Source organism: Neorhizobium sp. T7_12 (assembly GCF_002968535.1).
GTDB classification, from domain to species: domain Bacteria; phylum Pseudomonadota; class Alphaproteobacteria; order Rhizobiales; family Rhizobiaceae; genus Neorhizobium; species Neorhizobium tomejilense.
In genome coordinates this window covers 524,670-548,383 of the sequence record NZ_PVBK01000001.1, presented here as the reverse complement: position 1 = coordinate 548,383, position 23,714 = coordinate 524,670, and the positions used below count along the sequence as shown (strand labels likewise).

Annotated in this window: 27 protein-coding genes; 11 read left to right on the top strand and 16 right to left on the bottom strand. The window is 63.0% G+C overall.

The features are described from left to right. Window positions 1–52 precede the first annotated feature (52 nt). The 5 genes from puuD to C5J26_RS02715 all read left to right on the top strand — a co-directional run bounded on the left by puuD (window position 53) and on the right by C5J26_RS02715 (window position 4,652). A complete protein-coding gene (gene puuD / locus C5J26_RS02735) occupies window positions 53–1,279 on the top strand; it encodes a urate hydroxylase PuuD (RefSeq protein WP_105400403.1) in 1,227 nt (408 codons plus the stop codon). Further along, a complete protein-coding gene (gene guaD, locus C5J26_RS02730; protein WP_105400402.1) occupies window positions 1,276–2,595 on the top strand; it encodes a guanine deaminase in 1,320 nt (439 codons plus the stop codon). Before puuD ends, guaD begins: the two co-directional genes overlap by 4 nt. Window positions 2,596–2,608: 13 nt before the next feature. Continuing rightward, window positions 2,609–2,929: a type II toxin-antitoxin system HigB family toxin gene (locus C5J26_RS02725; protein WP_105400401.1), complete on the top strand. Its 321-nt coding sequence runs from the start codon at window positions 2,609–2,611 to the stop codon at window positions 2,927–2,929. Further along, window positions 2,922–3,335, top strand: coding sequence for a DUF1508 domain-containing protein (locus C5J26_RS02720; protein WP_105400400.1), 414 nt, complete (start codon window positions 2,922–2,924; stop codon window positions 3,333–3,335). The genes C5J26_RS02725 and C5J26_RS02720 overlap by 8 nt, the downstream gene beginning before the upstream one ends. Window positions 3,336–3,506: 171 nt before the next feature. Further along, on the top strand, window positions 3,507–4,652 hold the full coding sequence (locus C5J26_RS02715) for an alpha-hydroxy acid oxidase (RefSeq protein WP_105400399.1): 1,146 nt from the start codon (window positions 3,507–3,509) through the stop codon (window positions 4,650–4,652). Between the two features lie 28 nt (window positions 4,653–4,680). Here the strand turns inward: C5J26_RS02715 and C5J26_RS02710 are convergent, their stop codons facing one another. Continuing rightward, window positions 4,681–5,424 (bottom strand): hypothetical protein, encoded by a 744-nt coding sequence (locus tag C5J26_RS02710; protein WP_105400398.1) that lies wholly within the window; start codon window positions 5,422–5,424, stop codon window positions 4,681–4,683. 113 nt (window positions 5,425–5,537) lie between these two features. Between C5J26_RS02710 and C5J26_RS02705 the strand changes: the two genes are divergently transcribed. Both C5J26_RS02705 and C5J26_RS02700 read left to right on the top strand, forming a co-directional pair. Continuing rightward, entirely contained in the window at window positions 5,538–5,726 is a 189-nt protein-coding gene (locus C5J26_RS02705) for a type II toxin-antitoxin system HicA family toxin (RefSeq protein ID WP_105400397.1), read from the top strand. Between the two features lie 2 nt (window positions 5,727–5,728). Beyond that, a complete protein-coding gene (locus tag C5J26_RS02700) occupies window positions 5,729–6,130 on the top strand; it encodes a type II toxin-antitoxin system HicB family antitoxin (RefSeq protein WP_046635268.1) in 402 nt (133 codons plus the stop codon). Window positions 6,131–6,134: 4 nt separating this feature from the next. Here C5J26_RS02700 and C5J26_RS02695 read toward each other — a convergent pair whose 3' ends face one another. The 12 genes from C5J26_RS02695 to C5J26_RS02640 all read right to left on the bottom strand — a co-directional run bounded on the left by C5J26_RS02695 (window position 6,135) and on the right by C5J26_RS02640 (window position 14,127). Continuing rightward, window positions 6,135–6,884, bottom strand: a complete 750-nt coding sequence (locus C5J26_RS02695; protein ID WP_105400396.1) for a metallophosphoesterase — start codon at window positions 6,882–6,884, stop codon at window positions 6,135–6,137. Continuing rightward, a complete protein-coding gene (gene uraH, locus C5J26_RS02690; protein WP_105400395.1) occupies window positions 6,884–7,240 on the bottom strand; it encodes a hydroxyisourate hydrolase in 357 nt (118 codons plus the stop codon). The genes C5J26_RS02695 and uraH overlap by 1 nt, the downstream gene beginning before the upstream one ends. After that, on the bottom strand, window positions 7,237–7,737 hold the full coding sequence (locus C5J26_RS02685) for an ureidoglycolate lyase (RefSeq protein WP_105400394.1): 501 nt from the start codon (window positions 7,735–7,737) through the stop codon (window positions 7,237–7,239). The genes uraH and C5J26_RS02685 overlap by 4 nt, the downstream gene beginning before the upstream one ends. 28 nt (window positions 7,738–7,765) lie before the next feature. Then, complete coding sequence (locus C5J26_RS02680) at window positions 7,766–8,128, bottom strand: DUF86 domain-containing protein (protein WP_105400393.1); 363 nt, start codon at window positions 8,126–8,128, stop codon at window positions 7,766–7,768. Continuing rightward, window positions 8,125–8,415 carry a nucleotidyltransferase family protein gene (locus C5J26_RS02675; RefSeq protein WP_046635257.1) on the bottom strand — a complete coding sequence of 97 codons (291 nt, stop codon included), beginning with the start codon at window positions 8,413–8,415 and terminating at the stop codon, window positions 8,125–8,127. The genes C5J26_RS02680 and C5J26_RS02675 overlap by 4 nt, the downstream gene beginning before the upstream one ends. Window positions 8,416–8,483: 68 nt before the next feature. After that, window positions 8,484–8,981 (bottom strand): 2-oxo-4-hydroxy-4-carboxy-5-ureidoimidazoline decarboxylase, encoded by a 498-nt coding sequence (gene uraD / locus C5J26_RS02670; protein WP_105400392.1) that lies wholly within the window; start codon window positions 8,979–8,981, stop codon window positions 8,484–8,486. After that, on the bottom strand, window positions 8,978–9,904 hold the full coding sequence (puuE, locus tag C5J26_RS02665) for an allantoinase PuuE (RefSeq protein ID WP_105400391.1): 927 nt from the start codon (window positions 9,902–9,904) through the stop codon (window positions 8,978–8,980). Before puuE ends, uraD begins: the two co-directional genes overlap by 4 nt. Window positions 9,905–9,974: 70 nt before the next feature. Beyond that, entirely contained in the window at window positions 9,975–10,277 is a 303-nt protein-coding gene (locus C5J26_RS02660; protein ID WP_105400390.1) for an AzlD family protein, read from the bottom strand. Then, the gene (locus tag C5J26_RS02655) at window positions 10,274–10,981 is read right to left on the bottom strand and encodes an AzlC family ABC transporter permease (RefSeq protein ID WP_105400389.1); all 708 of its coding nucleotides are present in this window, start codon (window positions 10,979–10,981) and stop codon (window positions 10,274–10,276) included. Before C5J26_RS02655 ends, C5J26_RS02660 begins: the two co-directional genes overlap by 4 nt. Window positions 10,982–11,179: 198 nt before the next feature. Beyond that, window positions 11,180–12,037 carry an AraC family transcriptional regulator gene (locus C5J26_RS02650; RefSeq protein WP_105400913.1) on the bottom strand — a complete coding sequence of 286 codons (858 nt, stop codon included), beginning with the start codon at window positions 12,035–12,037 and terminating at the stop codon, window positions 11,180–11,182. Between the two features lie 67 nt (window positions 12,038–12,104). After that, the gene (locus tag C5J26_RS02645) at window positions 12,105–12,812 is read right to left on the bottom strand and encodes a DUF1045 domain-containing protein (RefSeq protein ID WP_105400388.1); all 708 of its coding nucleotides are present in this window, start codon (window positions 12,810–12,812) and stop codon (window positions 12,105–12,107) included. A gap of 124 nt (window positions 12,813–12,936) precedes the next feature. Continuing rightward, window positions 12,937–14,127, bottom strand: coding sequence for an FAD-binding oxidoreductase (locus C5J26_RS02640; RefSeq protein ID WP_105400387.1), 1,191 nt, complete (start codon window positions 14,125–14,127; stop codon window positions 12,937–12,939). Between C5J26_RS02640 and mnmD the strand changes: the two genes are divergently transcribed. Next, a complete protein-coding gene (mnmD, locus tag C5J26_RS02635) occupies window positions 14,126–14,866 on the top strand; it encodes a tRNA (5-methylaminomethyl-2-thiouridine)(34)-methyltransferase MnmD (protein WP_105400386.1) in 741 nt (246 codons plus the stop codon). The two genes, C5J26_RS02640 and mnmD, sit on opposite strands and share 2 nt — an antisense overlap. Window positions 14,867–14,933: 67 nt before the next feature. On the opposite strand, the gene C5J26_RS02630 is transcribed toward mnmD, so the two are convergent. Beyond that, window positions 14,934–15,305, bottom strand: a complete 372-nt coding sequence (locus C5J26_RS02630) for a hypothetical protein (protein ID WP_105400385.1) — start codon at window positions 15,303–15,305, stop codon at window positions 14,934–14,936. 334 nt (window positions 15,306–15,639) lie between these two features. Here C5J26_RS02630 and C5J26_RS02625 point away from each other — a divergent pair, with 334 nt between their 5' ends. Beyond that, window positions 15,640–16,152: a chemotaxis protein CheD gene (locus C5J26_RS02625; RefSeq protein ID WP_105400384.1), complete on the top strand. Its 513-nt coding sequence runs from the start codon at window positions 15,640–15,642 to the stop codon at window positions 16,150–16,152. Between the two features lie 24 nt (window positions 16,153–16,176). Here the strand turns inward: C5J26_RS02625 and C5J26_RS02620 are convergent, their stop codons facing one another. Further along, window positions 16,177–19,896: a response regulator gene (locus C5J26_RS02620; RefSeq protein ID WP_105400912.1), complete on the bottom strand. Its 3,720-nt coding sequence runs from the start codon at window positions 19,894–19,896 to the stop codon at window positions 16,177–16,179. A gap of 349 nt (window positions 19,897–20,245) precedes the next feature. On the opposite strand from C5J26_RS02620, the gene C5J26_RS02615 reads away from it, so the two are divergent. Both C5J26_RS02615 and C5J26_RS02610 read left to right on the top strand, forming a co-directional pair. Continuing rightward, window positions 20,246–20,710, top strand: a complete 465-nt coding sequence (locus C5J26_RS02615) for a hypothetical protein (protein WP_371673487.1) — start codon at window positions 20,246–20,248, stop codon at window positions 20,708–20,710. Window positions 20,711–21,118: 408 nt separating this feature from the next. After that, window positions 21,119–22,828, top strand: coding sequence for a DEAD/DEAH box helicase (locus C5J26_RS02610; protein ID WP_105400383.1), 1,710 nt, complete (start codon window positions 21,119–21,121; stop codon window positions 22,826–22,828). A gap of 58 nt (window positions 22,829–22,886) precedes the next feature. Here C5J26_RS02610 and C5J26_RS02605 read toward each other — a convergent pair whose 3' ends face one another. Further along, entirely contained in the window at window positions 22,887–23,630 is a 744-nt protein-coding gene (locus C5J26_RS02605; RefSeq protein WP_105400382.1) for an SDR family oxidoreductase, read from the bottom strand. Between the last annotated feature and the right edge of the window lie 84 nt (window positions 23,631–23,714).

Sequence of the window (23,714 nt, the reverse complement as noted above, 5' to 3'; positions counted from 1 at the left end):
CCGGGTTTTTTCCCCAAAGTGACGAGTCGGGGGGCAAAAAGGGGAAGTCTGAATGTATGAATATGCCGTCGCCTGGGAATGGCTGAGTTTCGCCGCCCGCTGGTTCCACGTCATCACGGCGATCGCCTGGATCGGCTCGTCCTTCTATTTCATCGCGCTCGATCTGGGGCTGACGAAGCGCCCGAACATGCCCGCCGGCGTCTATGGCGAGGAATGGCAGGTGCATGGCGGCGGCTTCTACCACGTCCAGAAATACCTGGTGGCGCCGGCACAGATGCCCGAGCACCTGACCTGGTTCAAATACGAGAGCTATTTCACCTGGATTTCCGGCTTCCTGATGCTCTGCGTCGTCTATTACGGCGGCGCCGACCTGTTCCTGATCGACCGCACCGTGATGGATCTCGCGCCATGGCAGGCGATCGGCCTATCGCTCGCATCGCTGTCTGTCGGGTGGATCATCTACGACCTGCTCTGCAAGTCGCCGCTGGGGAAAAACACCTGGGGGCTGATGGGCCTGCTCTTCCTGGTGCTGATCGTCATGGCCTGGGGGTATACGCAGGTATTCTCCGGCCGCGCCGCCTTCCTGCATCTCGGTGCGTTTACCGCGACGATCATGTCGGCCAACGTCTTCTTCATCATCATTCCCAACCAGAAAATCGTCGTCGCCGACCTGATCGCGGGGCGCACGCCGGACCCGAAATACGGCGCCATCGCGAAACAGCGCTCGCTGCACAACAACTACCTGACGCTGCCCGTCATCTTCTTCATGCTGTCGAACCACTATCCGCTGGCGTTCGCGACCCATTTCAACTGGGTGATCGCCGCCCTGGTCTTCCTGATGGGCGTGACGATCAGGCACTGGTTCAACACCACCCATGCCCGCAAGGGCAAGCCGACCTGGACCTGGCTGGTGACGGTGCTGCTCTTCATCGTCATCATGTGGCTCTCGACCGTTCCGAAGGTGCTGACCGGCGAGACCGAGACCTCGATGACCCCGATCGCCCAACAATTCGCCGCCAACGCCCATTTCGGCGCAGCAAGGGACGTGGTGCAGGCGCGCTGTTCCATGTGTCATGCGGCGGAACCTGTTTACGAGGGTGTCAGTTTCACCCCTAAATCCGTCAAGCTGGAAACGGACGCGGAGATTGCCGCCCACGCGCGGGAGATCTATATCCAGGCGGGCCGCAGTCATGCCATGCCGCCCGGCAATGTCACCGCCATCTCGCCGGAAGAACGACGGCTGCTGGTGGCCTGGTACGAAAGCACGATATCCCGATGACCCAGATGCTGATCCGCGGACGGCTGCTCTCCTTCAAGCGCGCTCCGCACTCCCTGACCGACACGGACAGTTACGCCTATGAGAGCGACGGCGCATTGCTGATCGACGGGGGCAAGATTTCGGTTGCCGGGAGCTACGGAACGGTCAAGGCGATTGCGCCCGCGGGAATAGAGGAGATCGACCACCGGCCGCATCTGATCCTGCCCGGCTTCATCGACATGCACCTGCATTTTCCGCAGATGCAGGTGATCGCCTCCTATGCCGCCAACCTGCTCGAGTGGCTGAACACCTACACCTTTCCGGAGGAATGCCGGTTCGTCGAAAGCGAGCATGCGGCGCGCATCGCCACACATTTCTATGACGAGTTGCTGCGCCACGGCACCACGACGGCGGTCGCTTATTGCTCCGTTCACAAGACCTCGGCCGACGCCTTCTTTGCCGAAGCGCTGAAGCGCGGCATGTGCATGGTCGGCGGCAAGGTGATGATGGACCGCAACGCCCCGCAGGGCCTGCTCGACACGCCGCAGATGGGTTATGACGAGACGAGAGCCGTGATTGCCGACTGGCACGGCAAGGGCCGCTGCCACGTCGCCATCACCCCGCGCTTCGCGATCACCTCGACGCCCGCCCAGATGAAGGCCGCCCAGGCGCTGGCGCGGGAATTTCCCGACCTGCATATCCAGACGCATCTCTCCGAAAACCACGAGGAAATCCGCTACACGGGCGAGCTCTATCCGGACGCCAGGGACTATACCGACATCTACGCCCATTACGGCCTTCTCGGGCCCAAGACCCTGCTCGGCCACGCGATCCATCTCTCCGACCGCGAAGCCGACGTGTTGTCCGAGACCGGCGCCGTCGCCGTCCACTGCCCTACCTCCAACCTCTTCCTCGGCTCCGGCCTGTTCCCGATGAAATCGCTGATGCGGCGGCAAAAGCCGGTCAGGGTGGCGGTCGCAACCGACATCGGCGGCGGTTCGAGCTATTCGATGCTGCGCACGATGGACGAGGCCTACAAGATCCAGCAGCTCCTCGGCGAGCGTCTGAACCCGCTCGAAAGCTTCTACCTGATGACAAGGGGCAATGCCGAGGCGCTGTCGATGGCGGCACATATCGGCACGCTGGAGCCCGGCACCGATGCCGACCTCGTGGTGCTGAACGGCGCCTCGACGCCTGCCATGCGGCTGCGGATGGAAACGGTGAAGACGCTGGCCGAGGAACTCTTCCTGCTGCAGACCATGGGCGACGACCGCGCCGTGGTCGAGACCTATGTGGCGGGCAAGGCGATGAAGGGCGAGTTGGTAGGTGTGATATGAGACCGCCTCTGCCATGAGGATCATTGCCCGCCGGACTCTAACTAGATTTGTGGAGAGCCTCGCAGGTCGGCGGGATCATCCTGCTGCCAAGGACGCGATTGACGTCTGGCATGATCGTGCCAGCAAGGCTCAATGGAGGAATTCTGCCGACGTTCGGCAAACTTTCGCCACGGCGAGCATCGTCAATGCAGAGCGCATCGTTTTCAATATCAAGGGAAACGACTATAGACTGGTAGTCGCTATCGATTTCGACAAGTCGATTATCTGGATAAAATGGCTCGGCACACACAAGGAATACGATCACATCGACGCGGCAAAGGTGGAATATGATTGAGATCCGGCCCATCCGTTCGGAAGAGGACTATGAAGGCGCTCTACGAACCCTCTCCCAGCTCTGGGGAGCAGCCAGCGGAACGCCGGAGGGCGATCAGCTCGATATTCTCGCGACGTTGATTGACGCGTATGAAAAGGAGCATTTTCCGATGGATGCCCCCAGTCCCGAAGCACTGGCAGCTTTCGAAAAGGAGCAGCAGGAAGCTTTGGCAGCGTCGCTCGAAAACCAGCTTGTCTTTCAGGTCTTCAAAGATAAAGCGGGCCGCTTTGCATTTCGCCTTTTGGCGGGAGAGGGCAAAATTATCCTTCATTCGGAGACGTTCGATACGAAATCCGATGCGATCAATGCCATCAGGCTGCTCCAAGAGAGTGCTTCTCACTCGAAGATCGTCGAACAGGCGGCCTAAAAGCCTGCTGTATGGAGCACAGCTGTGCCGCCCTCCATATGTCGCCGGCCGCTGCCCGACGAATGCCTGGACGCACCGCGGGAAACCCGATCATTTTCGGTGACCAGCGCCGAAAATTTATGCTAGTTCCTTGCCCGTCTTGTCTCCCCGCCTTCGAAAGCAATTCGACCGATGTCCAAACCGCTGACCATCGCAGACCTCAAAAAACTTGCCCGCCGTCGAGTGCCAAAAATGTTCTTCGATTATGCCGACAGCGGCGCCTGGACCGAGGGAACTTATCGGGCGAACGAGGAAGACTATTCGAGGATCAAGCTGCGCCAGCGCGTCCTTGTCGACATGACCAACCGCACGCTCGAAACCACGATGATCGGCGAAAAAGCGGCGATGCCGGTGGCGCTGGCACCGACCGGCATGACCGGCATGCAGCATGCCGACGGTGAGATGCTGGCCGCCAAGGCGGCGGAAGAATTCGGCGTGCCCTTCACGCTGTCGACCATGAGCATCTGCTCGATCGAGGACGTCGCCTCGGTGACCACCAAACCCTTCTGGTTCCAGCTCTACGTGATGAAGGACCGCGGCTTCGTCGAACGGCTGATCGGCCGCGCCAAGGCGGCGAAATGCTCGGCGCTCGTCGTCACCGCCGACCTGCAGATCCTCGGCCAGCGCCACAAGGACCTGCGCAACGGCCTTGCCGCTCCGCCGAAGCCGACGCTCAACGCGGCGCTGCAGCTCGTGACGCGGCCGAGATGGTGCCTGGAAATGCTGGCAACCAAGCGCCGCGGTTTCGGCAATATCGTCGGCCATGCGAGCAATGTTTCGGACCTCTCCTCGCTCGGCGCCTGGACGGCGGAGCAGTTCGACCCACGGCTGTCCTGGGACGATATCCGCTGGATCAAGGACCTCTGGGGCGGCAAGATGATCATCAAGGGCATACTCGACGAAGAGGATGCGCGCGCCGCCGCCGACACCGGCGCGGATGCGATCATCGTCTCCAACCACGGCGGCCGCCAGCTTGACGGCGCCCCCTCATCGATCAGCATGCTGCCGAGGATCGTCGAGGCGGTCGGCGACCGAATCGAAGTGCATCTGGATGGCGGTATCCGCTCCGGCCAGGACGTGCTGAAGGCCGTGGCGCTCGGCGCCCGCGGAACCTATATCGGCCGGCCCTTCCTCTACGGCCTCGGCGCCATGGGCAAGGAAGGCGTCACCACGACACTCGAGATCATCCGCAAGGAACTCGACATCACCATGGCGCTCTGCGGAAAGCGCGATGTCCAAGATATCGACCGCAACATCCTCGCCAACATGCCGTTCTGACGACTGCCGAGAGTGGTCGGTGCTGCGATCAGCACCAGCCGCCCTTGCCGGCGCCCGGTCGCCTGGCCAGGCCCTCGTTGACAAGGACATCGGCGAGCGAGCGGCCGTTGCGCGTCACTTCGCGCAGCTTGTGGCCTTCGACCTCGTCCTCGTTGCCTTGCCAGGTGACGAGTTCGAACGGACCGGAATCCAGGAAGGCGCGCACCCGCAGCTCCGCATCGCTCGCCTTGATCCGCTCCGCCTCGCAGCGCGGCTTCTTGATGTCGGGCACCTCGATGCCGACCAGCCGGATCTTCTGGCCGTGGAATACGAAACGGTCCGCGGCCACGACGCAGTCGTCCTGCTTGGCCGAACCGCACAGGTAGAATTTCGCCTGATAGGCGCCGGCGAGGCTCTCGCTGCTCTTTGGCTGCTCGGCGACCTTCTGCATTTCCTCGATGACCGGCTTGCCGATAGGCGCAGGCGGGATGATCGCGGCGGTGTGGCTCTGATCTGGAGCCGCCATCGGCTTCGGCGACAGTGGGCGGTGCGACGGCCCGGAACTTGCCTGCACAGGCTTTGCAGGCACCGGTTTTGCGGCAACCTGCACCTGGCTGCCGGACGTCAGGCCTTTGACGAAACGCCGGGCCTCCGCGGAATTTTCATAAAGCGCGATACCGCCGGCAACCACCGCCAGCGCCCCGAGCCAAGGCCAGAGCGAGGAACCGGAGCCCGACGACCGCTTCGGCGAACTCTTGCGCCGAGAACCGGATTTGCCGCGCGTTTGAGCCATGACGATCTCTCCTGTCGAATCGGAAAGAAGTATCGGGGGGAAGGATTGCCGAAAGGTTTCCGCTCCTTCAGGCAAGGATTGATATTGTGTATGAGTGTGTATAAATTCAACCGATGAAAAGCGCCGAGGTCATCGCGCTGTTGCGCCGGGATGGTTGGATGGAGGTTGCCCAGAAGGGCAGTCATGTTCAGTTCAAACATCCGCAAAAACCGGGCCGTGTGACCGTGCCCCATCCGAAGCGCGATATTCCGCTCGGCACATTGCGCAGTATCGAGAAGCAAGCTGGACTGAAGCTGAGGTGATCATGAGCAACTATATCGGCCTGATCCATAAGGACGCGGAGAGCGACTACGGCGTCTCCTTCCCGGATTTTCCGGGTGTGGTCACCGCCGGCGCGACGCTCGACGAGGCGCGCCATATGGCGGAGGAGGCGCTTGCCCTTCACGTCGAAGGCATGGTCGAGGATGGCGAAACGATCCCGGAACCGTCGAGCCTTGAAAGCGTGATGGCAGATCCGGACAATCGCGACGGTGTGGCGATCCTCGTGACGCTGAAAAGCCAGACAGCCAAGGCCGTCCGCATCAATATCACGCTGCCGGAAGACGTGCTGGAACGGATCGACCGGTTCGCCGCGGATCATGGCCTGTCGCGATCGGGTTTCCTTGCCCGCGCTGCAAGCCACGAGATCGAACGCAGCACCGGCTGAAAACCTAACCCGCCCGGCCGGTCGCCAGCGCCACCGCCCAGTCGGCGCGGCCGTTTTCGGCGGCGAGGCGCGACATCGCCAGATGGTCGTAGGACACGTTGCGGAATTGCGGTATCCAGCCGGCGGAGGTCTTTTCGAGGATCGCGTAGGACGCCATGGTGTGGCCGGTTTCCACCTTGTGGAAATGCGGCGTGTCGTCGTCATAGGCCGGACAGCCGACGCTGCCGGGATTGACGATCAGCCGGCCATCGGACAGTTGCACCGCCCGCGGAATATGGCTGTGGCCGCAGAGGATCAGCGGCTGCTCGATGCCATCAGCCAGCGCCTCGATCTCCTCCAGCGGCTTCAGGAAGACATGGCCTTCGCTCGATACCTGCTCCAGCCAATAAACGCTGTCCGACTGCGGCGTGGCGTGGCAAAGGTAGGCCTCGTCCCGATAAACGGCGCTGAACGGCAGCTTGCGCAGCCATTGCAGGTGTCGCGGCGCCAGTTGCGAAAAGGCGTGCACTTCCCACGACGGCATAGCATCCGCCGGGTTTTCGATCAGGTAGCGATCGTGATTGCCGCGCACCGTCAGCGTCGCCATCGTATCGAGAAGGAGCAGCAGATCCGCGGCGCGCCCGGCTTCAAGCGGTCCGCTCAGGCAATCGCCGAGATTGACGATTTCGGTAATGCCCTGTGCGTGAATGTCGGCAAGCACCGCTTCGAGCGCTACGCAATTCCCGTGGATGTCGGCGATCGCGGCAAAACGCATCAGCTCCCCCGATAGGTGGAATAACCGTAGGGCGAGAGCAGCAGCGGCACATGATAGTGCGCCGTCGTGTCGGAAATGCCGAAACGGATCGGGATCACGTCGAGAAAAGCCGGCTCGGCAAGTGCGACGCCGCGGGCTCGAAGGTAGGCGCCGGCGTGGAAAACCAGTTCGTATTCGCCGGCAAGAAAGGTCTCGCCAACCAGAATCGGCCCGCCATCGACGCGGCCGTCGCTGTTGGTGACGATGGTCTTCAGCCTCTCGCGAGTCTCGCCGTTCAGCCGGTAGAGATCGATCGAAAGCCCCTCCGCAGGCGTACCGCTGGCGGTGTCGAGGACATGGGTGGTGAGGCCCGTCATAGGCTTGGCTCCGCGATGAGATACGGGGTCTCGAAGAACGCTTCCTCGTAATTTGCGGCTGGGTTGTCGCGATCGACGACCAGGAAATCGCTGACGACGCCGATCGCCATCAGGGGATGATGCCACGAATTGGGGAAATAATTGACGCCCTGATGCGGCTGCACGAGGAAGACCTGCGGTTTGCCCGGCCGTCCGCCTTCATCATCCGAAACGGCGATCAGGAAAGGCTGGCCGGAGATCGGCGAAAAGCTCTGGCTGGCGAAAGGATGCCGCTCCATCATGGTGATCGCGTAAGGGAACTGCCGCGGCTTGCTGCGGAAGATGCTGAAGATCAGCCGCTCCGGCTCGCCGATCACCACGGGCTCGGCGAGCGCATGATAGCGCTCGGTCGTGCCGTCGTTGATCAACCGCATGGTCGCCGGATCGGCCTCGATGACATCACCAAAGAGCGCGAAGGCTTCCTTTGTGAGGGGCAGGATTTCAAGATATTCGGTCACGTCATTCGCCTTCGATCATTCGGCTTCATCATTCGCCCTGGGCACGCCAGTTGCGCAGGGCGTCGAGCTGGGACAGAAGCTGCGGCAGCGAGGTTTTTACCGTCTCCAGAACGATGGGAAGCTCCAGCTCGTAGTAGTCATGGACGACGAAATTGCGCATGCCCTTCATTTTCGACCACGGAATCTCCGGATGATCGACGGGGAAGTCGGGATGGTGCGTCATGATCCTCGCGGCACTCTCGCCGATCAGGATCAATGCCATGCCGACCGCCATCTGCGTGCGAATGTCGGCGAGAAACGTCTCCTGCTCCATCCCGGCCACAAATTCGCAGGCCTGAAGTGCTGCGGAATGCATCTGGTCGAGATATTCCCTCAGGCGGTCAGCACTCATATGGGAGCCGCTTCCGACAGTATCCGGTCGCGCATCGAGTTGCGGATGCCTCCGGACGTGACGAGGTCGACCTTGACCTGAAGTAGCGTTTCGAGCGTGTCCTGCAGCCCGCCGAGATCGAACAGGGTGGTGCCGGGAAGCGCATCGACAAGAATGTCGATATCGCTGTCCGGCCCGTCCTCGCCGCGCGCAACCGAACCGAAGACGCGCGGGTTCGCCGCGTTGAAGCGTGTTGCCGCTTCGCGGATCGCCTCCCGGTTCTTCTCCAGCACTTCCGACGGTCTCATGGCGGCGTCACTCCTGATATCGCCAATATAAGCGACGGAAGGGGCGGAGGAAAGCAGCGTCCAAGGCCTCAATGTCCCGGCAGCAGCGATTGCAGACGCAGGAGCGCGATCTTTTCCACCTGGGCGGTGGCGGTATCGAACTCCTCGTCCGCCGAGTTGTCGATGCGCTTCTCGAAGGCGGCCAGGATGTCGTCCTTGGTGAGACCCTTGACCGCGATGATGAAGGGGAAACCGAATTTTTCCACGTAGGCGGCGTTGAGTTCGGTAAACCGGGCGTGTTCCTCAGCGCTCAATCGGTCGAGCCCGGCACCGGCCTGTTCCTTTTTGCTGTCCTCGGTCAGTTCGCCGGCAATCGCCAGCTTGCCCGCAAGGTCGGGATGGGCGCGCAGCACGCCGAGGCGTTCCTCGCGGCTTGCCCGGCGGAAGATCGAGGTGAGCGCGTCATGCACGCTCTTGGACGTCAGCGGCACCAGCATCAGGCCGGCGTCATAGGCGCGTTCGGCGATGAAGGGAGAATGTTCGAACACGCCACCGAACATCGCGATGAAATCCCCGCGCGCGCTCATAGCGCGGCCGCCGGCTTATGGTGTTCGTGCCAGTGTCTGGCGATCTCGATGCGCTGCGGGATCCAGACCTTGTCGTGGCTGAGCACATATTCGATGAAACGCTTCAACGCGGCGGCGCGGCCGGGGCGCCCGACGAGGCGGCAGTGGAGGCCGACCGACATCATCTTCGGCGAACCTTCCCTGCCCTCCTGGTAAAGCACGTCGAAGGCATCCTTGAGGTAGGTGAAGAACTGGTCGCCGGTGTTGAACCCCTGCGGTGTCGCAAACCGCATGTCGTTGGTCTCAAGCGTATAGGGGATGATCAGGAACGGTTGCCGGTCGAGGCCGGGTACCCAATAGGGTAGATCGTCCGCGTAGCTGTCGGAAGAATAGAGAAAACCGCCCTCTTCCATCACCAGTTTCAGCGTGTTGTCGGAGGGCTTGCCCTGGTACATGCCGTAGGGCCGCTCGCCGACGAGTTCGGTGTGCAGGCGCACGGCTTCGAGGATGTGTTCGCGTTCTTTTGCCTCCGGGAAATCCTTGTATTCCAGCCAGCGGTAGCCGTGGCTGGCGATTTCCCAACCGGCTTCCTTCATGGCGGCGACCGCTTCCGGATTGCGGGCCATGGCGAGCGTTACGCCATAGACGGTGGTCTGGACGTTGAGCTCGGTGAACAGCCGCCACAGCCGCCAGAAGCCGGCACGCGAGCCGTATTCGTAGATCGATTCCATGTTGAGGTTGCGCTGGCCCGGCCAAGGCGCGGCGCCGACGATTTCCGACAGCAGGTTCTCCGAGGCCGGATCGCCGTCCATGATCGAGCTCTCGCCGCCCTCCTCGTAATTGATCACGAACTGGACTGCGACATGGGCGCCGCCCGGCCATTTCGGATCTGGGGTGGAACGGCCATAGCCGACGAGTTCGCGCGGATAGTCTTTTGCCTGCATGGGTCACCTTCGACGAATGAGGCCGGACGGTAGCGCACCCCTTCCGGCCATGTCGAGATGGAAACGACGCTTAGAGGCCGAGCGCCCGAAGGATCGCGACCGAGGCGACCCCGAGTGCCACGGAAACGAGCATCGGCAGCCGAAGTGCCGCAAAAGCAGTCACCGCGCAGGCCAAGGTTTCGGCAATCCCGGTGGCAAACGCAGTCGGCGCGACGACGGCCATTAGCACGGCGGGCGGAATCGATTCGATCGCCTTGCGGCGACTGCCTTCAAGGGAAATGTGGCGGATGAGCACGAGGCCGCTCAACCGGGTGAGCGCTGTCGCAGCCGCCATGGCGAGGATGGCGATAAGCGTGGCGACATCGACAGTCATGGCGTCACCTCGACGTCCCGGGTTTTGCCGGTTACCAGGGCGGCGGCAAGGCCGGCGACGGCGCCGGCGGCGATATACCAGACGCCCGGCACGAAATGTTGGGTGGCAACGGCGGCGGCGCCGCTCGCCAGCAGCACGGCCCCGGTTTCCGGTCCCTTCCAGAAGCCCATGACCAGCACGATGAAGACGGCCGGGAAGGCGAAGTCGAGCCCGAGCACCACCGGGTCGCCGAGAAAGGCACCGAGCGCGGCACCAGCCAACCCCGAGAGCACCCAGGCGAGATAGAAGGGCATGGCGAGGCCGGCGAACCAGGCGGGCGTCAGCCGCGCCACCTTGGCCCGGAACTCCGCCATCGCCCAGATTTCGTCGGCGAGGAACAGCATCGAGAGATAGCGCGCCGGCTGGCTGAAAGCCTCCATCCTTGTGCCGAGCGAGGCGCTCATCAGCACGTGGCGAATGTTGACCAGAAGGGCTGCAAAACCGATACCCGTCCAGGAGGCCGGATGGGTCCAGATATCCATCGCCACGAATTGCGAGCCGCCGGCAAAGACGAGCGCGCTCATCAGGCCGGCTTCCGCCGGCGACAGTCCTTTTGTCGCCGCCACCGCCCCGAAAACAAGGCCGATCGGGATGACCGCGGCGATCAGCGGCGAGATCGCCCGCATGCCGCCGAGGAAGTCTTGCAGTTTCGTATCGTTGTTCATCCAATAACCTTGATCTGATGTCAGAGCACGTCGCTCCCTCACCCGGCCTCCGCTTCGCTCGGCCACCCTCTCCCCGAGGGGAGAGGAGGGAATAGCAAGGGCCCGGCGGGTCTCTTCTCCCCTCGGGGAGAAGGTGCCGGCAGGCGGATGAGGGGGAGGCTTAGAGCGCGCAGCATCTACCGTCTTGAACGAAAGTGATCAGCGAGCCCGGTATTGCCCAGGCGTCAGTCCGGTGCGAGCCTTGAAGTGGCGGGTGAAATGGGCCTGGTCGGCAAAACCGCATTCGAGCGCGATCTCGGCCGGCTGGCCGCCTTCCCTCAACCGCTTGCGGGCCGCGCGGATGCGGATATCGGTCAGGAAGGAATGCGGGGTAATGTGGAACTCCTTGCGGAACGCGCGGATGAGGTGGGCGCGGCTAAGACCTGCGACGGTCGCGAGTTCCTCCAGCCCGACATCGGAAGCAAAATGCTCGGTGAGGTAGTCGCGGGCCTGGCGCACGGCGGTGCGCTCGGTCGAATCGGCCGGCACGATGATCGAGCTGCCGTGGCGACGGAACATTGCGTCGAGCACCAGGAACATCGCCTGGCTGGCTTCGAGCGCGCCGGAGCCCTCCTCCAGCGTCCGGTGCGCCTCGTGGAAAGCGTTGGCAAGCGCCTGGTCGTGGAGAAGCTGGATGCCGAAGGCGGGCGTGCCCCGGAAGGGTTTGCCGGTGACGTCTTCGAGGATCTCGCGGAGCAGTGCGACATCCGGATAGATCATCCGGTAGCGATAACCGCCACCCCGCGGCGCCCCGTCGTGTGTCTCGCCCGGATTGATCAGGTAGAGCCCGCCCGGCCCGGCGCTTTCGCGGCTGCCCTTGATGGTGCAGACCTGCATGCCTTGCTCGATCGCACCGATGCTGAACGTATCATGCGCATGCGGCGCAAATTCGTGGGTGAGGAATGTCGCGCGCAGGCATTCCATGCCGCCGAAGCGATCGTCGCGCCAGAAACGGGTCACCTCTGCCGGCATCAGCGGCATGTGGTCGGTGGCCTGTTCCTGCGAGATATTCTCCATGGGGAGAATATAGCAGATGACAGCGCGGTTGCTCTTGAACAAAAGTGCGCCGCCGGCACCCAAAATCTCAGGCGGTCTTGCGTGCCGCCACTCGTCCCATCGGGTGCAGTGAGTGCACCTGGAAGGGCGCGCCGGGCTCCTCCTCGATGAACAGCGCCAGGTTGGCGATCTCGACCGGCTTTTTCAGATAGGGCTCGAAATAATCGCGCAGCGCAATTTCGAAACGCGGCATCTCGATCGGCGACAGCGGACCGGTCAGGGTCATGTGGAAACGAAACTCGTCCATCACGTAAGGGTGGCCCCAGCGATACAGGTTGGCGAATTGCGGCGCCGAGAGATCGCCTGAATCGCTGCGCTCCAGCTCGGCTTCCGACAGCGGCGTACGGAAATTGTCGAACTCCTGGACCACGGAAGCGGCCAGGAACCGGGCCGTATCGCACGGGACAATCGGCGCGAGGCCGAAGAAATTGCCGAGCCGGACGACTTCGAGCTTCGGCAGTTCGAACGGGCTGTGGGTGCCGGCAAAGCGCATCAGGTGGCGCAGCAGCATCGGTTCGGTGACGTCGGGCGCCAGCCGGAACGGCGCCTTCAGCGTCGCGTGGAAACCGTAGCGCCGCGGCAGCGCGGTATTGAAGGCAATGTCGTGGATGCCGATACCGCGGATTGCCGGCGGCTCCATCGCCTCGCCCGAAAAGGCATTGCGACCGAGCCACTGGGCCGCGGCAAGCGTCAGCGGATCATGCGCCGGAGGCGTGAAATGAATGGCATAGCGCATGCGTCACCTTCTGAACGTCCTTTTTCAGCAACCCCGTGTTTTACGCATTGCTCAACAATCCCTGCCGTGGGGGTTAAGTGATTTGCGTGACAGAATAACGACGCGAGGAACCGAAAGTTCGCGTTTAACGCGAGGCGACGGCAAGGTGATTGGCGAGCGTGAACGACGCTGGAAGCCGCATTTCCCGGCCGTTCAGGGCGTTGAGGGCAGCATCGGCCAACCTGTGCGCGATACCGAAGCTCACCTTGAAACCGCCTGTGAGCGCGATCACTCGGGCGTGATCGGGATGCGCGCCGACCATGGGATCGCGGTCGATCGCCTTCGGCCGCAATCCCGCCCAGCGTTCGACGACCGGGGCCTGGGCCAAGGCCGGCACCAGCGCCCGGGCGCGCGCGATCAGCTCATCCAGCTGGGAATCGGTCGAGAACGGGTCGTCGAACACATCCTCGCTGGTGCTGCCGACAGCGACGTGACCGCCCTCATGGGCGACCACGTAAAGGCCGTTCAGGAAGATCACCGGCAGGGCGGGATCGATGTCTGCCTTGAGGAGCGCTGCCTGCCCCTTGACCGCCTGGCCGATCGGGCGCTTCAGCGGCGCTGAAATGCCATGGAGCAGCGAAAAAGATCCGTGGCCTGTCGAGACGATACAGTGGCCAAAGGCGACGGTTTCGCCGTTACGGAATATAATCCTATATCCTGCGGCGTCGATCGCCTCCGCCTCCACGCCTTCGACGATCCGAACGTTGCTGGCCGTCCGCAGATAAGCGACGAGCGCCGAGACGAGGCCACGCGGCGAAACCCGGGCGGCAAACGTGTCATGCACCAGTCCGGCAGCTGCGAATGAGGCATCCGGCCACCCTTTTTGCGGGGGACGGTCGAGCACATGCCAATGGAAACGGCGGTCGCCGCGCCGCCAGCAGGCTTCCGCATCGGCCGAGTGCCCGAGCGCGATCTTCCGTAAGTGCGGCTTCGGCAGCGGGATCAGTCGGCCGGAGCGGCGGTAGCCGCAGGTGACGCCGGTCTCGGCTTCGAGCTCTATGATCTCGTCTTCCAGCGACAGAAGCGCATCGAACTGGAACTGTTTCTTGTCGTTCCACTTGTCCGGCATGTGCGGCATCAGGGCGCCGAGCAGCCCGCCGCTCGCCCCCTGCCCCAGCGGGCCAGCATCGACAAGCAGGGTACTGATACCGAGCCGCTCCGCCTTGACCGCCGCCCAGAGGCCCATGATGCCGCCGCCCAGGATGACGAGATCGGCGGATGGCGGAAGGACATGAGATTGACCGCCGGAGCCGGCAGGATTATCCGCATGTCCCATGAGCGACCGTGATCCTGAAATTCGTGTGACCGAAAGCCAGACCCTGGACTGGCATGACGGCGATATGCCCTATTCGCAAAAGTTTGGCGATCACTTTTATTGCCGCACCGACGGTCGGCTGGAATGCGGCCACACGTTTCTGGCCGGCAATGGCCTGCCTGAGCGCTGGGGCCTGCCGGAGCGCTGGGAAAGGCACCGGACTTTCCGGATCGGCGAACTGGGTTTCGGCACCGGGCTGAACTTCTGCGAAACATGGCGGCAGTGGAAGCTTTTTCGATCCGCAGGCGCGAAGCTTCATTTCACCTCGTTCGAGCTTTACCCGATGCAGCGCGACGAGATCGACCGGGCGCTTGCCCGCTGGCCGGAGATCGATGCGGAACGGCAGGCGCTGATCGAGGTCTGGCCGGACAAACCCGCCGGCCATGTCGTGATCGACGCTGACGCTGAGACCCGGTTGACGGTCGTCTGCGGCCCCGCGCTCGAAGGCGTCTCTGTAGCGGATGCGGATTTCGACGCCTGGTTCCTCGACGGTTTTGCACCGGCGCGCAATCCGGACATGTGGTCGCCGGAAATCATGCAGGCGATCTACGACAAGACCTTATCCGGCGGCACGTTCGGCACCTATGCGGCCGCCGGCTTCGTGAGGCGGAACCTGCAGGCCGCCGGTTTCACGGTCGAGCGGCGGCCCGGCTTTGCTGGCAAGCGCGAGATGTTGTGCGGCATAAAACCGGCGCCCTGATCGGCTCTGCCCAACGCAAAACAGCCGGCCCTGAGACCGGCTGCCATCCATCACATCGCACGGCCGCCTATTGGCAGACGCGCAGGCTTTCCATGTGCCAGCCGCCGTCATAGGCGTTGCGGACGCGACGATCCTCGAACCAGCAGCGCGGCCGAGGCGGCGGTGGCGGATCGATGTAGCGCGGCCCGCCGCCATTGGCGAGCGCGCCGCCGATCAGGCCGCCGATGACGCCGGCGGCCAGCCCCCCGGCAATCACGGCGCCGTCGTTGTTATGACGCCTGCGCGGCGGAGGCGGAGGATCGCGGCGATCGTATCGGTCATATCGATCATATCGGTCGTAGTGTCTGTCCCACTGCTGGGCCGCGGCTTCACCGGCCGGTACCACGATACTGGTGCAGGTGGCCGCCAGGATTAGCGCCGAGACAATTATCTTCTTCATCACAAGCGTCTCCGTTTCCACCGAGCGCCTGCGAGCGGCAGGAAAAGGCCCGATATTCCCGGACAATGCACATGCCCTGCTTAACGCTCCCTGAACGGAAAGCCCCTCGCGGCAGAAAGCCTGTGACAGGATCGACCGCGAGGTGTCCGGTCGGCTCTACGCGCGCGTGCCGCTCCCGATCGAGCGCGGACCGCCCCCTGCCCCCGTCCCTGGAATTACAAAATGCGTGCCAGCCAGTATTTCTCGTCATTCATTGTTGGGCCTTCCCGTTCGCGTAGCGCCTTCATACTTTTGCGGGAAAGTGATAACAGCATGCACGGGATCGGAGCATTGGATGAACTTCACGGACACCCGCCATATTCATATCCTGGGCGGTCAATATGCCGTATCCGCCGATCCCGATACGATCCTGATGACCGTTCTCGGCTCCTGCGTCTCCGCCTGCATCTACGATCCCGTCACCAATAGCGGGGGAATGAACCATTTCATCCTGCCGACGTGCGGCGGACTGGATATCGCCGAACGCCCGGAACGTTATGGCGATCTGGCCATGCGCACACTGGTCGACGATCTCTATCGTTTCGGTGCCGAACGCCGAAATCTCAGGGCCAAGCTCTTTGGCGGCCGCACGCGAAAGTCGAGCGGCTACGATCCGGGCTCTCTCAATTCCGCATTCGCCAGGCGGTTCCTTCTGGAAGAGGGCATCAAGCTTGTCGACACCAGCCTCGGCGACGATCTGGCGCGCTGGATCACGTTTCAACCGACGACAGGCAAGGTGCAGATGAGGATTACCGACACCATGCCCGCTCCCTCGGTTGCCGGGGCGGCGCGGGAAAGGCGATATTGAAAGGGTTGGATACGTCCTGCCCGCTCAGCTTGAAACGGAACTCACGATCGCGCCGCCGAGCCAGTTGCGCACCTTGGCTTCCAGTGCCTCCGGGCTGATCGGCTTGGAAAGATAATCGTCCATGCCGACCTGGAAGCAGAGTTCGCGGTCGCTTTCCAGCGCATGCGCCGTGACGCCGATGATCGGTGTATGAGTTCCCGTCTCCTGTTCGAGCTCGCGGATTTTCTGGGTTGCCTGATGCCCGTTCATGATCGGCATCGAGACGTCCATGATGATCACCGCGGGATCGTGCTTTTTCCACGCCTCGACCGCTTCCGCACCGTTCTTGACGATCTGGAACAGCCAGCCGGTAGTCTGCAGAATCTGGGTGAAAACGATCTGGTTGACCTCGTTGTCCTCGGCGACCAGCACGTCGAGCGTCGGCGCCGCCTGCATGGGCGGCGTGGAGACCGGCGCCGCCGGCTGTTCGGCAATCACCGGCGTCGAAGAAACCAGCGTGGGTGCGGCAACCGGCGCGAGGGTCCGCACTGTGGCCTGAGGGCGAGCAGCCGCCTGCCCCGCTTCGACCGCCCGCCGTTTGGTGCGGATCGAGCGGACGACATCGATGATCGTGCTGCGCAGCAGATTGGCGCGCGCCGGCTTCATCAGATGGGCCTGGACGTTGAGGGCGGCAAACATGCTGTCGTCGCCAGCCATGTCCATGGAGGTCAGGAAAACCACGCCGGTGCCGTCGAAGCGTGCGTCGCGCCTGAGGTGTTTTGCGAAATCGAGCCCGTTCATCTCGGGCATGTGGTAGTCGAGCACGATGGCGTCGACGGTGACGCCGATGCGGGCGGCTTCGTTGAGGATCGCCAGACCCTCGGCGCCGCTCTCGGCTGCGACCGTATCGAAGCCCCACATGGTGAGCTGCTCGTTGAGGATACGGCGGTTGACCGCATTGTCGTCGACGACGAGGATGCGGGCGCCGCTCGTGTTGATCGGCAGGCTGGTGAGCACATTGCGTTCGCTGACCACCTCGAACGGCAGATGCACGGTGAAGACCGAGCCCCGTCCGACTTCGCTGGTCACGTCGATATAGCCGCCGAAGAGTTCGGTGAGGCCGGCGGTGATCGCAAGCCCCAGGCCGGTGCCTTCGTGGCGGCGCGTCGAGGACGTATCGACCTGCGAGAATTTCTCGAAGACCGATTTCAGTTTCTCTTCGGGAATGCCGAGCCCGGTATCCTCGATGCGGATCGACAGCATCATCTCGCCGGGGCCTTTCGCCCCCGACCTCAGGTCGATGAAGACATGCCCCTTTTCAGTGAATTTTACCGCGTTGCCGACGAGGTTGGTGATGATCTGGCGGAAACGCCCCGCGTCGCCCATCACCGTCTCGCGGATCGAGACGTCGCCGCGCACGATGAGTTCGATATCCTTCTCGGCGGCTGATGACGACAAAAGCGTCGCCACGTCCTCGATCGCCTCGACCGGGTCGAACGGCGCCTTGCGCAACGTCATTTGCCCGGCATCGATCTTGGAGAAGTCGAGAATGTCGTTGATGATCGTCAGGAGCGCGTTGCCCGACTTGACGATGATATCGATGAACGTCTTCTGGCGGGTGTCGAGATTGGACTTGGCGAGCAGTTCGGCCATGCCGAGCACGCCGTTCATCGGCGTGCGGATCTCGTGGCTCATGTTGGCGAGGAATTCCGACTTTGCGCGGTCAGCCGCCTCGGCGCGGTGCAGGAGGCGGGTCAGTTCCTCCTCGCGGCTCTTCATTTCGGTAACGTCGGTGAACACCGCCAGCCAGTGGTCGCTGCCGGTAAGCTTGGCTTCGACATGGATCCACTTGCGGCCGTCGACGCGGAAAGCGGCAAACACCGGCTTGCCGGCCGCGACATTGTCTTCCCAGGCCTTGAGGGTCGCCGCTGCCTCCTCGGGCGTGCCGAGATCGCCGCGCTCGACGCAATGGCGGAAGAGATCGCGCCACAGGCCTCCGGCGCGCACCATCTCGGCCGACATGTCGAGCATGGCCGGCAGCGCGTCGTTGGAGAAGATGATCTCGCCGTCATGCAGGATGAGCAGCCCTTGCGACATCGCGCTCGTCGCGTCGCGCATCAGCGCGCCGTGAGTTTCAAGCGCGGCACGGGCTTCCTGGATCTCCTGCTCGCGCTTGCGGACAGCCGTGATGTCCATGTAGCTCAGCAGGATCTTTCCGCCGGAAAGCTGGGTGCCGGAAATGACGATCACCAGACCGGTGCGGCTTTTCACCTCGATCGGCGGCCGTTCCTGGCCATCGGTCAAGGCGGCGATGCGCTCCTGGTAGATTTCCTCGAAGCTGCTCGTCGAGCCGCTATAGATGCCGTGGTCGAAATTGACCTTGAGGAAGTCCCGGTAGGAACGGCCGGGCAGATCGAACTGCTCTCCGGCATCCCAGAAGGAATAGAAGGCCGGGTTGGCGTATTCGAACAGGAACTGCTCGTCGAGGATCGCCACGCCGACGGGCATGGTGTGCAGGATCGTCTGAAGATCCTTGCCCATCTTCTCCGCCTTGTTCTGCGCCTCCTTGATGCGAGAGACGTCCATGCGCGAGCCGACGAGGTTGTGGGCGCCGTCATTGGTGGTCACCCGGCGCAGATGCGTGATGACCGGGACAACTGTTCCGTCGGGAAAGGTGATGTCCTCCGACTTCTCGATGTCCTCGCCTGTCATCACCCGGTCGTTCTCGACACGGAAACGATCGGCCGCGTCGGGGAACATTTCCATTTCGGTCTTGCCGAGAAAATGGCTCCTGGGCTTGCCGAGCATCGCCTCGTAGGCGGCATTGGCATAGGTGAGCTGGCGGTCGCTGTTTCGCACGAACACGGGCACCGGCAGGTCTTCGAGGACCGCGCGGAACAGGTCCGTCTCCGAGACATGGGTGCGCAGGAGCATTTCCTGCTCCTTGAATTCGGTCACGTCGTGGCGGATGGCGATCAGCAGGCCGTTCTCGAGGCGCTTGTTGATGCTCCGCAGCCAGCGCCCGTCGGAAAGCTGGTCGGTGCTTTCGGAATAGGGAAGCTCGAACGGCTTCATCCGCTCGGCGATCCATGCGTCCTTGCTCGGCGCATCGGGACCGAAACTCGCCGGCGACACGCGCTGGCGGCGATCATAGGCAAATCCGAGGATATCCTGGAGGGTGATCCCCGGCTGGATATCGATCGAGATCGACGCAAAATGGTTGATGAGCTGGGAGTTGCAGTAGAGCAGGACGTTATGCTTGTCGTAGATGCCGATGCCCATTTCGAGCATGTCGAGGGCATCGTCGAGAAGCGCATTGTTGAACGGCGAGAACGGGGCGATGGGCCTTGCACCGGTGATCGAGGTGCCGGCAACCGGGGCGACCAGCTTCGGTTCAAACCCGGCATCAATGCCCGGAACCGCTGCAAACGTGCCGAAGAGATAGGTGTGGTCGTCTTCCGTGAGGAAACGCTCGATGTGGATTTCATGGCGGACGACGCCCGAGCGGTCGAAGCAGAGCGCCGTCTCGTCGGTGCCGAAGACGATCGCCCGGCATTCCTTTTCCTTGCGGTCGGCATCTTCCGGCGCGCCTGCAAGGCCGCGGCTGGTATTGCCGGCAAAATCGCTCGGATGCATGCCGAAAAGGCGTGCATAGGCGGCGTTCACCGCCACGTAGATGAGGGCGCTGTCCTTGATGAAGGCGGGCTCGGCGAGATCGTTGATCCGCTCGCACGCCGTTTTCAAGAGTTCGCTTTCCGTGTCCACCTTCCCCCGCTCCTTCGTGCCGGCCGATATCCGGCTCGATTCGTTTGTCTCCCAATCGACTGATAACACCATAGCGAGTGTTAATATCGTGTTGTTGAAACGGTACGACTTATCATCTTTGGCATTTGTCAATCGGAAGCCAGGGCCTCCCGTCGAAAATACAGCCTCAGGTCGAGTACCAATGTTCGCCGCCCGCGTCGCGGATGAAGCTGTCGCGGATCGATCGGGAAGGAGAATCGAAGGCTTGGCCGATTTTGCACCGCCAAACCCTTGCCATGAGATTGCCACGATCTCGCCACGATCTCCATTGGCGATTGCTCAGGCTTGACGAAAATCAACCGAAAGCGGCATGAAGCTGAACGTCCGTTCAGACTATCGGGAAATCGTCTTCATCAATCCGCCGCCTTTGCGCGCCACGATTTCTGCACCCCTTGAGGACAAAAAGGGAAAGGAAAAGAACATGTCGGCACTGAAGAAGACGATATCACTCGGCCTCGTCGCACTGTCCGTAGCGGGCGCCCTGACGGTGACCGCTCCTGCGGCTGAAGCCCGCGACCGCCATCGCGACGTCTGGCCTGGCGTGGCGGCTGGCCTTGCCGGCGGCATCATCGGCGGCGCGATCGTCGCCGGATCGCAGCGGCCGGCCTACGCCGAGCCTGAATATGTGGAGCCGGAATACGACTATGCTCCCCCGCCCCCGCCGCCCGTTTATTACCGCCGCGCCTATTACCGCGACTACCCGCCGGTCTGCGAGCTCGAATGGCGCCGCAACCGCTATGGCGAACCCTATCGCGTCGAAGTCTGCTCGCGCTGATCCGCAAGGCTGATCGCATATCCTAAGGGCCTGTTTCCGCCGCCGGCGGAGGCAGGCTTTTTGCTGTGGTGGAGACATTCGGAGCGCCGCGTCTGCCTCGGCGGGGAAGCCACGCCATTTCGCGATTGCGAAACATCTGCTTGACTTTTGCCCGGAAAACCACCAAATGCGCTTCAGCTTTCACCTTCCGGCCGCCGCGTGAGTTGGCCCCGCGTCATTAAAGACACCGCGAAGAAGGAACAAGGCGCACAGATAGATCGCCCTCGATCCCGGAGGGTTTAAGCGCTGGAGAGCAATTTCCAACTTGCAAGTTCCCACTTCACGCGGGGTTCTTGACGCCAAAGGCAGACCGGACGGCATGGTGCCAGTCCGGCGATACGCTTTTGGCGCCCCGAAAAGGTATTCGACTTGACGAATTTCCACGAGCTTGGTCTGTCCAAGCAGACCGTAGCCACTCTGTTTGCGCTCGGTTACGAAACGCCTACCCCTATCCAGGCCCAGGCCATCCCCCAGCTTCTCGAAGGCCGCGACATGATCGGCCTTGCTCAGACCGGCACCGGCAAGACCGCTGCATTCGGTCTCCCGATCATCGAAATGCTTGCCAAGGACCCGAAGCGTCCTGACAACCGCACCACCCGTACGCTCATCCTCGCTCCGACCCGCGAACTGGTCAACCAGATCGCCGCCAGCCTGAAGAGCTACGTGCGCGGCACGCCGATGAAGATCAACGCCGTTGTCGGCGGCGCCTCGATCAACAAGCAGCAGCTGCAGCTCGAAAAGGGCACCGACATTCTCGTCGCCACCCCGGGCCGCCTGCTCGACCTGATCGCCCGCCGTGCCATCGGCCTGACCGCGGTTCGTTACCTCGTTCTCGACGAAGCCGACCAGATGCTCGATCTCGGCTTCATCCACGATCTGCGCAAGATTTCCAAGATGGTGCCGAACAAGCGCCAGACCCTGCTCTTCTCGGCCACCATGCCGAAGGCGATCGCAGATCTTGCCTCCGACTTCCTCAAGGATCCGGTCCAGGTTTCGGTCACGCCTCCCGGCAAGGCTGCCGACAAGGTCGAACAGTTCGTCCACTTCGTGGTCGGCAAGAACGACAAGACGGACCTTCTGAAGAAGTCGCTCGAAGAAAACCCGACCGGCCGCGCCATGGTCTTCCTGCGCACCAAGCACGGCGCCGAGAAGCTCTCCAAGCATCTCGAGCATATCGGCTTCAAGGTCGCCTCGATCCACGGCAACAAGAGCCAGGGCCAGCGCGAACGCGCCCTCAAGGCCTTCCGCGACAACGAGATCCGCGTTCTGGTCGCCACCGACGTTGCTGCCCGCGGCATCGACATCCCCGGCGTTACCCACGTCTTCAACTACGATCTCCCGGAAGTCCCGGACGCCTATGTTCACCGCATCGGCCGTACCGCACGTGCCGGTCGTGACGGCATCGCGATCGCCTTCTGCGCTCCCGATGAAGCGCGTCTGCTGCGCGATATCGAGCGTCTGATGAACATCGAGATCACCACCGCATCCGGCGAACGCCCCGAAGGCGGCCGCCAGCCACGCGGCGGTGCCGGTAACAACAACCGTGGCGGCGCGGCCAAAAGCGGCCGGGGCGGCAACGGCCAGGCACGCGGCAACGGCGAAGGCCGTCCCGAGCGCCGCGACCGTCCGGCCCGCAAGCCGTTCTTTGCAGCAGAAGGTGCCGAGGGCGGCGACCGTCCCCAGCGTCCGGCTCGTCCCCATGGTGATCGCCCGCAGCGCGACAACCGTCGCAACGACGATTTCCGCGGCCAGCGCCGCGGTGAGGACGCTCCGCGCCCGGAAGTCGACAACGACCTGACGACCACGTCGGATTTCCGCCCGGCCAAGAAGCAGTTCGGTCCCCAGAACGGCGAAGGCCGCCCGGCGCGCACCGAGCCCCGCAAGGAACACCGCAAGGGCGGCAATGGGGCTCAGAACCCCCATGCCGCACACGGCGCCCATGAGCCTGCTGCCCAGCGCAACAACCGCGGCCCGCGCGTCGAAGCCGCCCGGCCGGCCGCTGGCGGCAACGGAGGCCCGGTAAAGTTCGGCAACGACAACCGCTCCGGCCAGCAGGGCCGCACACGCCGCCCGGCGTAACGGCAACCCTGCATAGGGAAACATAGCAAAGAGGCCGCTCGCGCGGCCTCTTTTTTTGTCATTTGACCGCGGCGTTCCCGCCGTCCGCATAGAGCGCGGACCCTGCCACGAAGCTCGCCATCGGGCTTGCCAGGAAAAGTGCGGCCCGGGCGATTTCCTCGGGCTGGGCGATGCGCTTGAGGGCATGCAGGCCCGCCGCCCATTCCTTTTGCGCCGCGTCTCCCGCCATCGGGGTGTCCGTACCGCCGGGCAGCAGCGCATTGGCGCGTATGCCGCGCGCTCCGTAGTCGGCGGTAATCCCTTTCACCAGACCCATGATCCCGGCCTTGGACGCGCCATAGGCCCCCATGCCGGGAATGCCGACGCTGGTGCCGACAAAGGTAGAGGTGAAGATGATCGACCCGCCGCCGCGCTCGAGCATGGCCGGGATCTGCAAACGGGCGCCGAGGAAGGCGCTCGTGAGGTTCATGGCCAGGGTATGCTGCCACTCCTCCAGCGTCACCTCGCCTAACGGCTTGTAGGGCCCGACCGTGCCGGCATTGTTCAGGGCGATGTCGAGGCCGCCGAACCGGCCAAGCGCGGCTTCGAGCAATGTCCGGTGAGTTTCCTCGTCCGCGACATCGCCTGCCACGGCAACCGCACGTCCGCCGGCCGCCTCGATCTCGGAAACAAGCTTCTGCAATTCCGCCTCGCCTCGCGCGTTGGCAACGACGGCAGCCCCTTCCCGGGCGAAGAGAAGGGCGGCAGCCCGGCCGATGCCGCTTGATGCGCCGGTCACGATGGCCACTTTGTCGGTTAGCATGATGTACCTCCTGTTGGTTACATCCGCTGTCTAAGGCTGCCCGTTTCGCATCGACACCCGTTTCCTGACCGAATGAAAAACTCC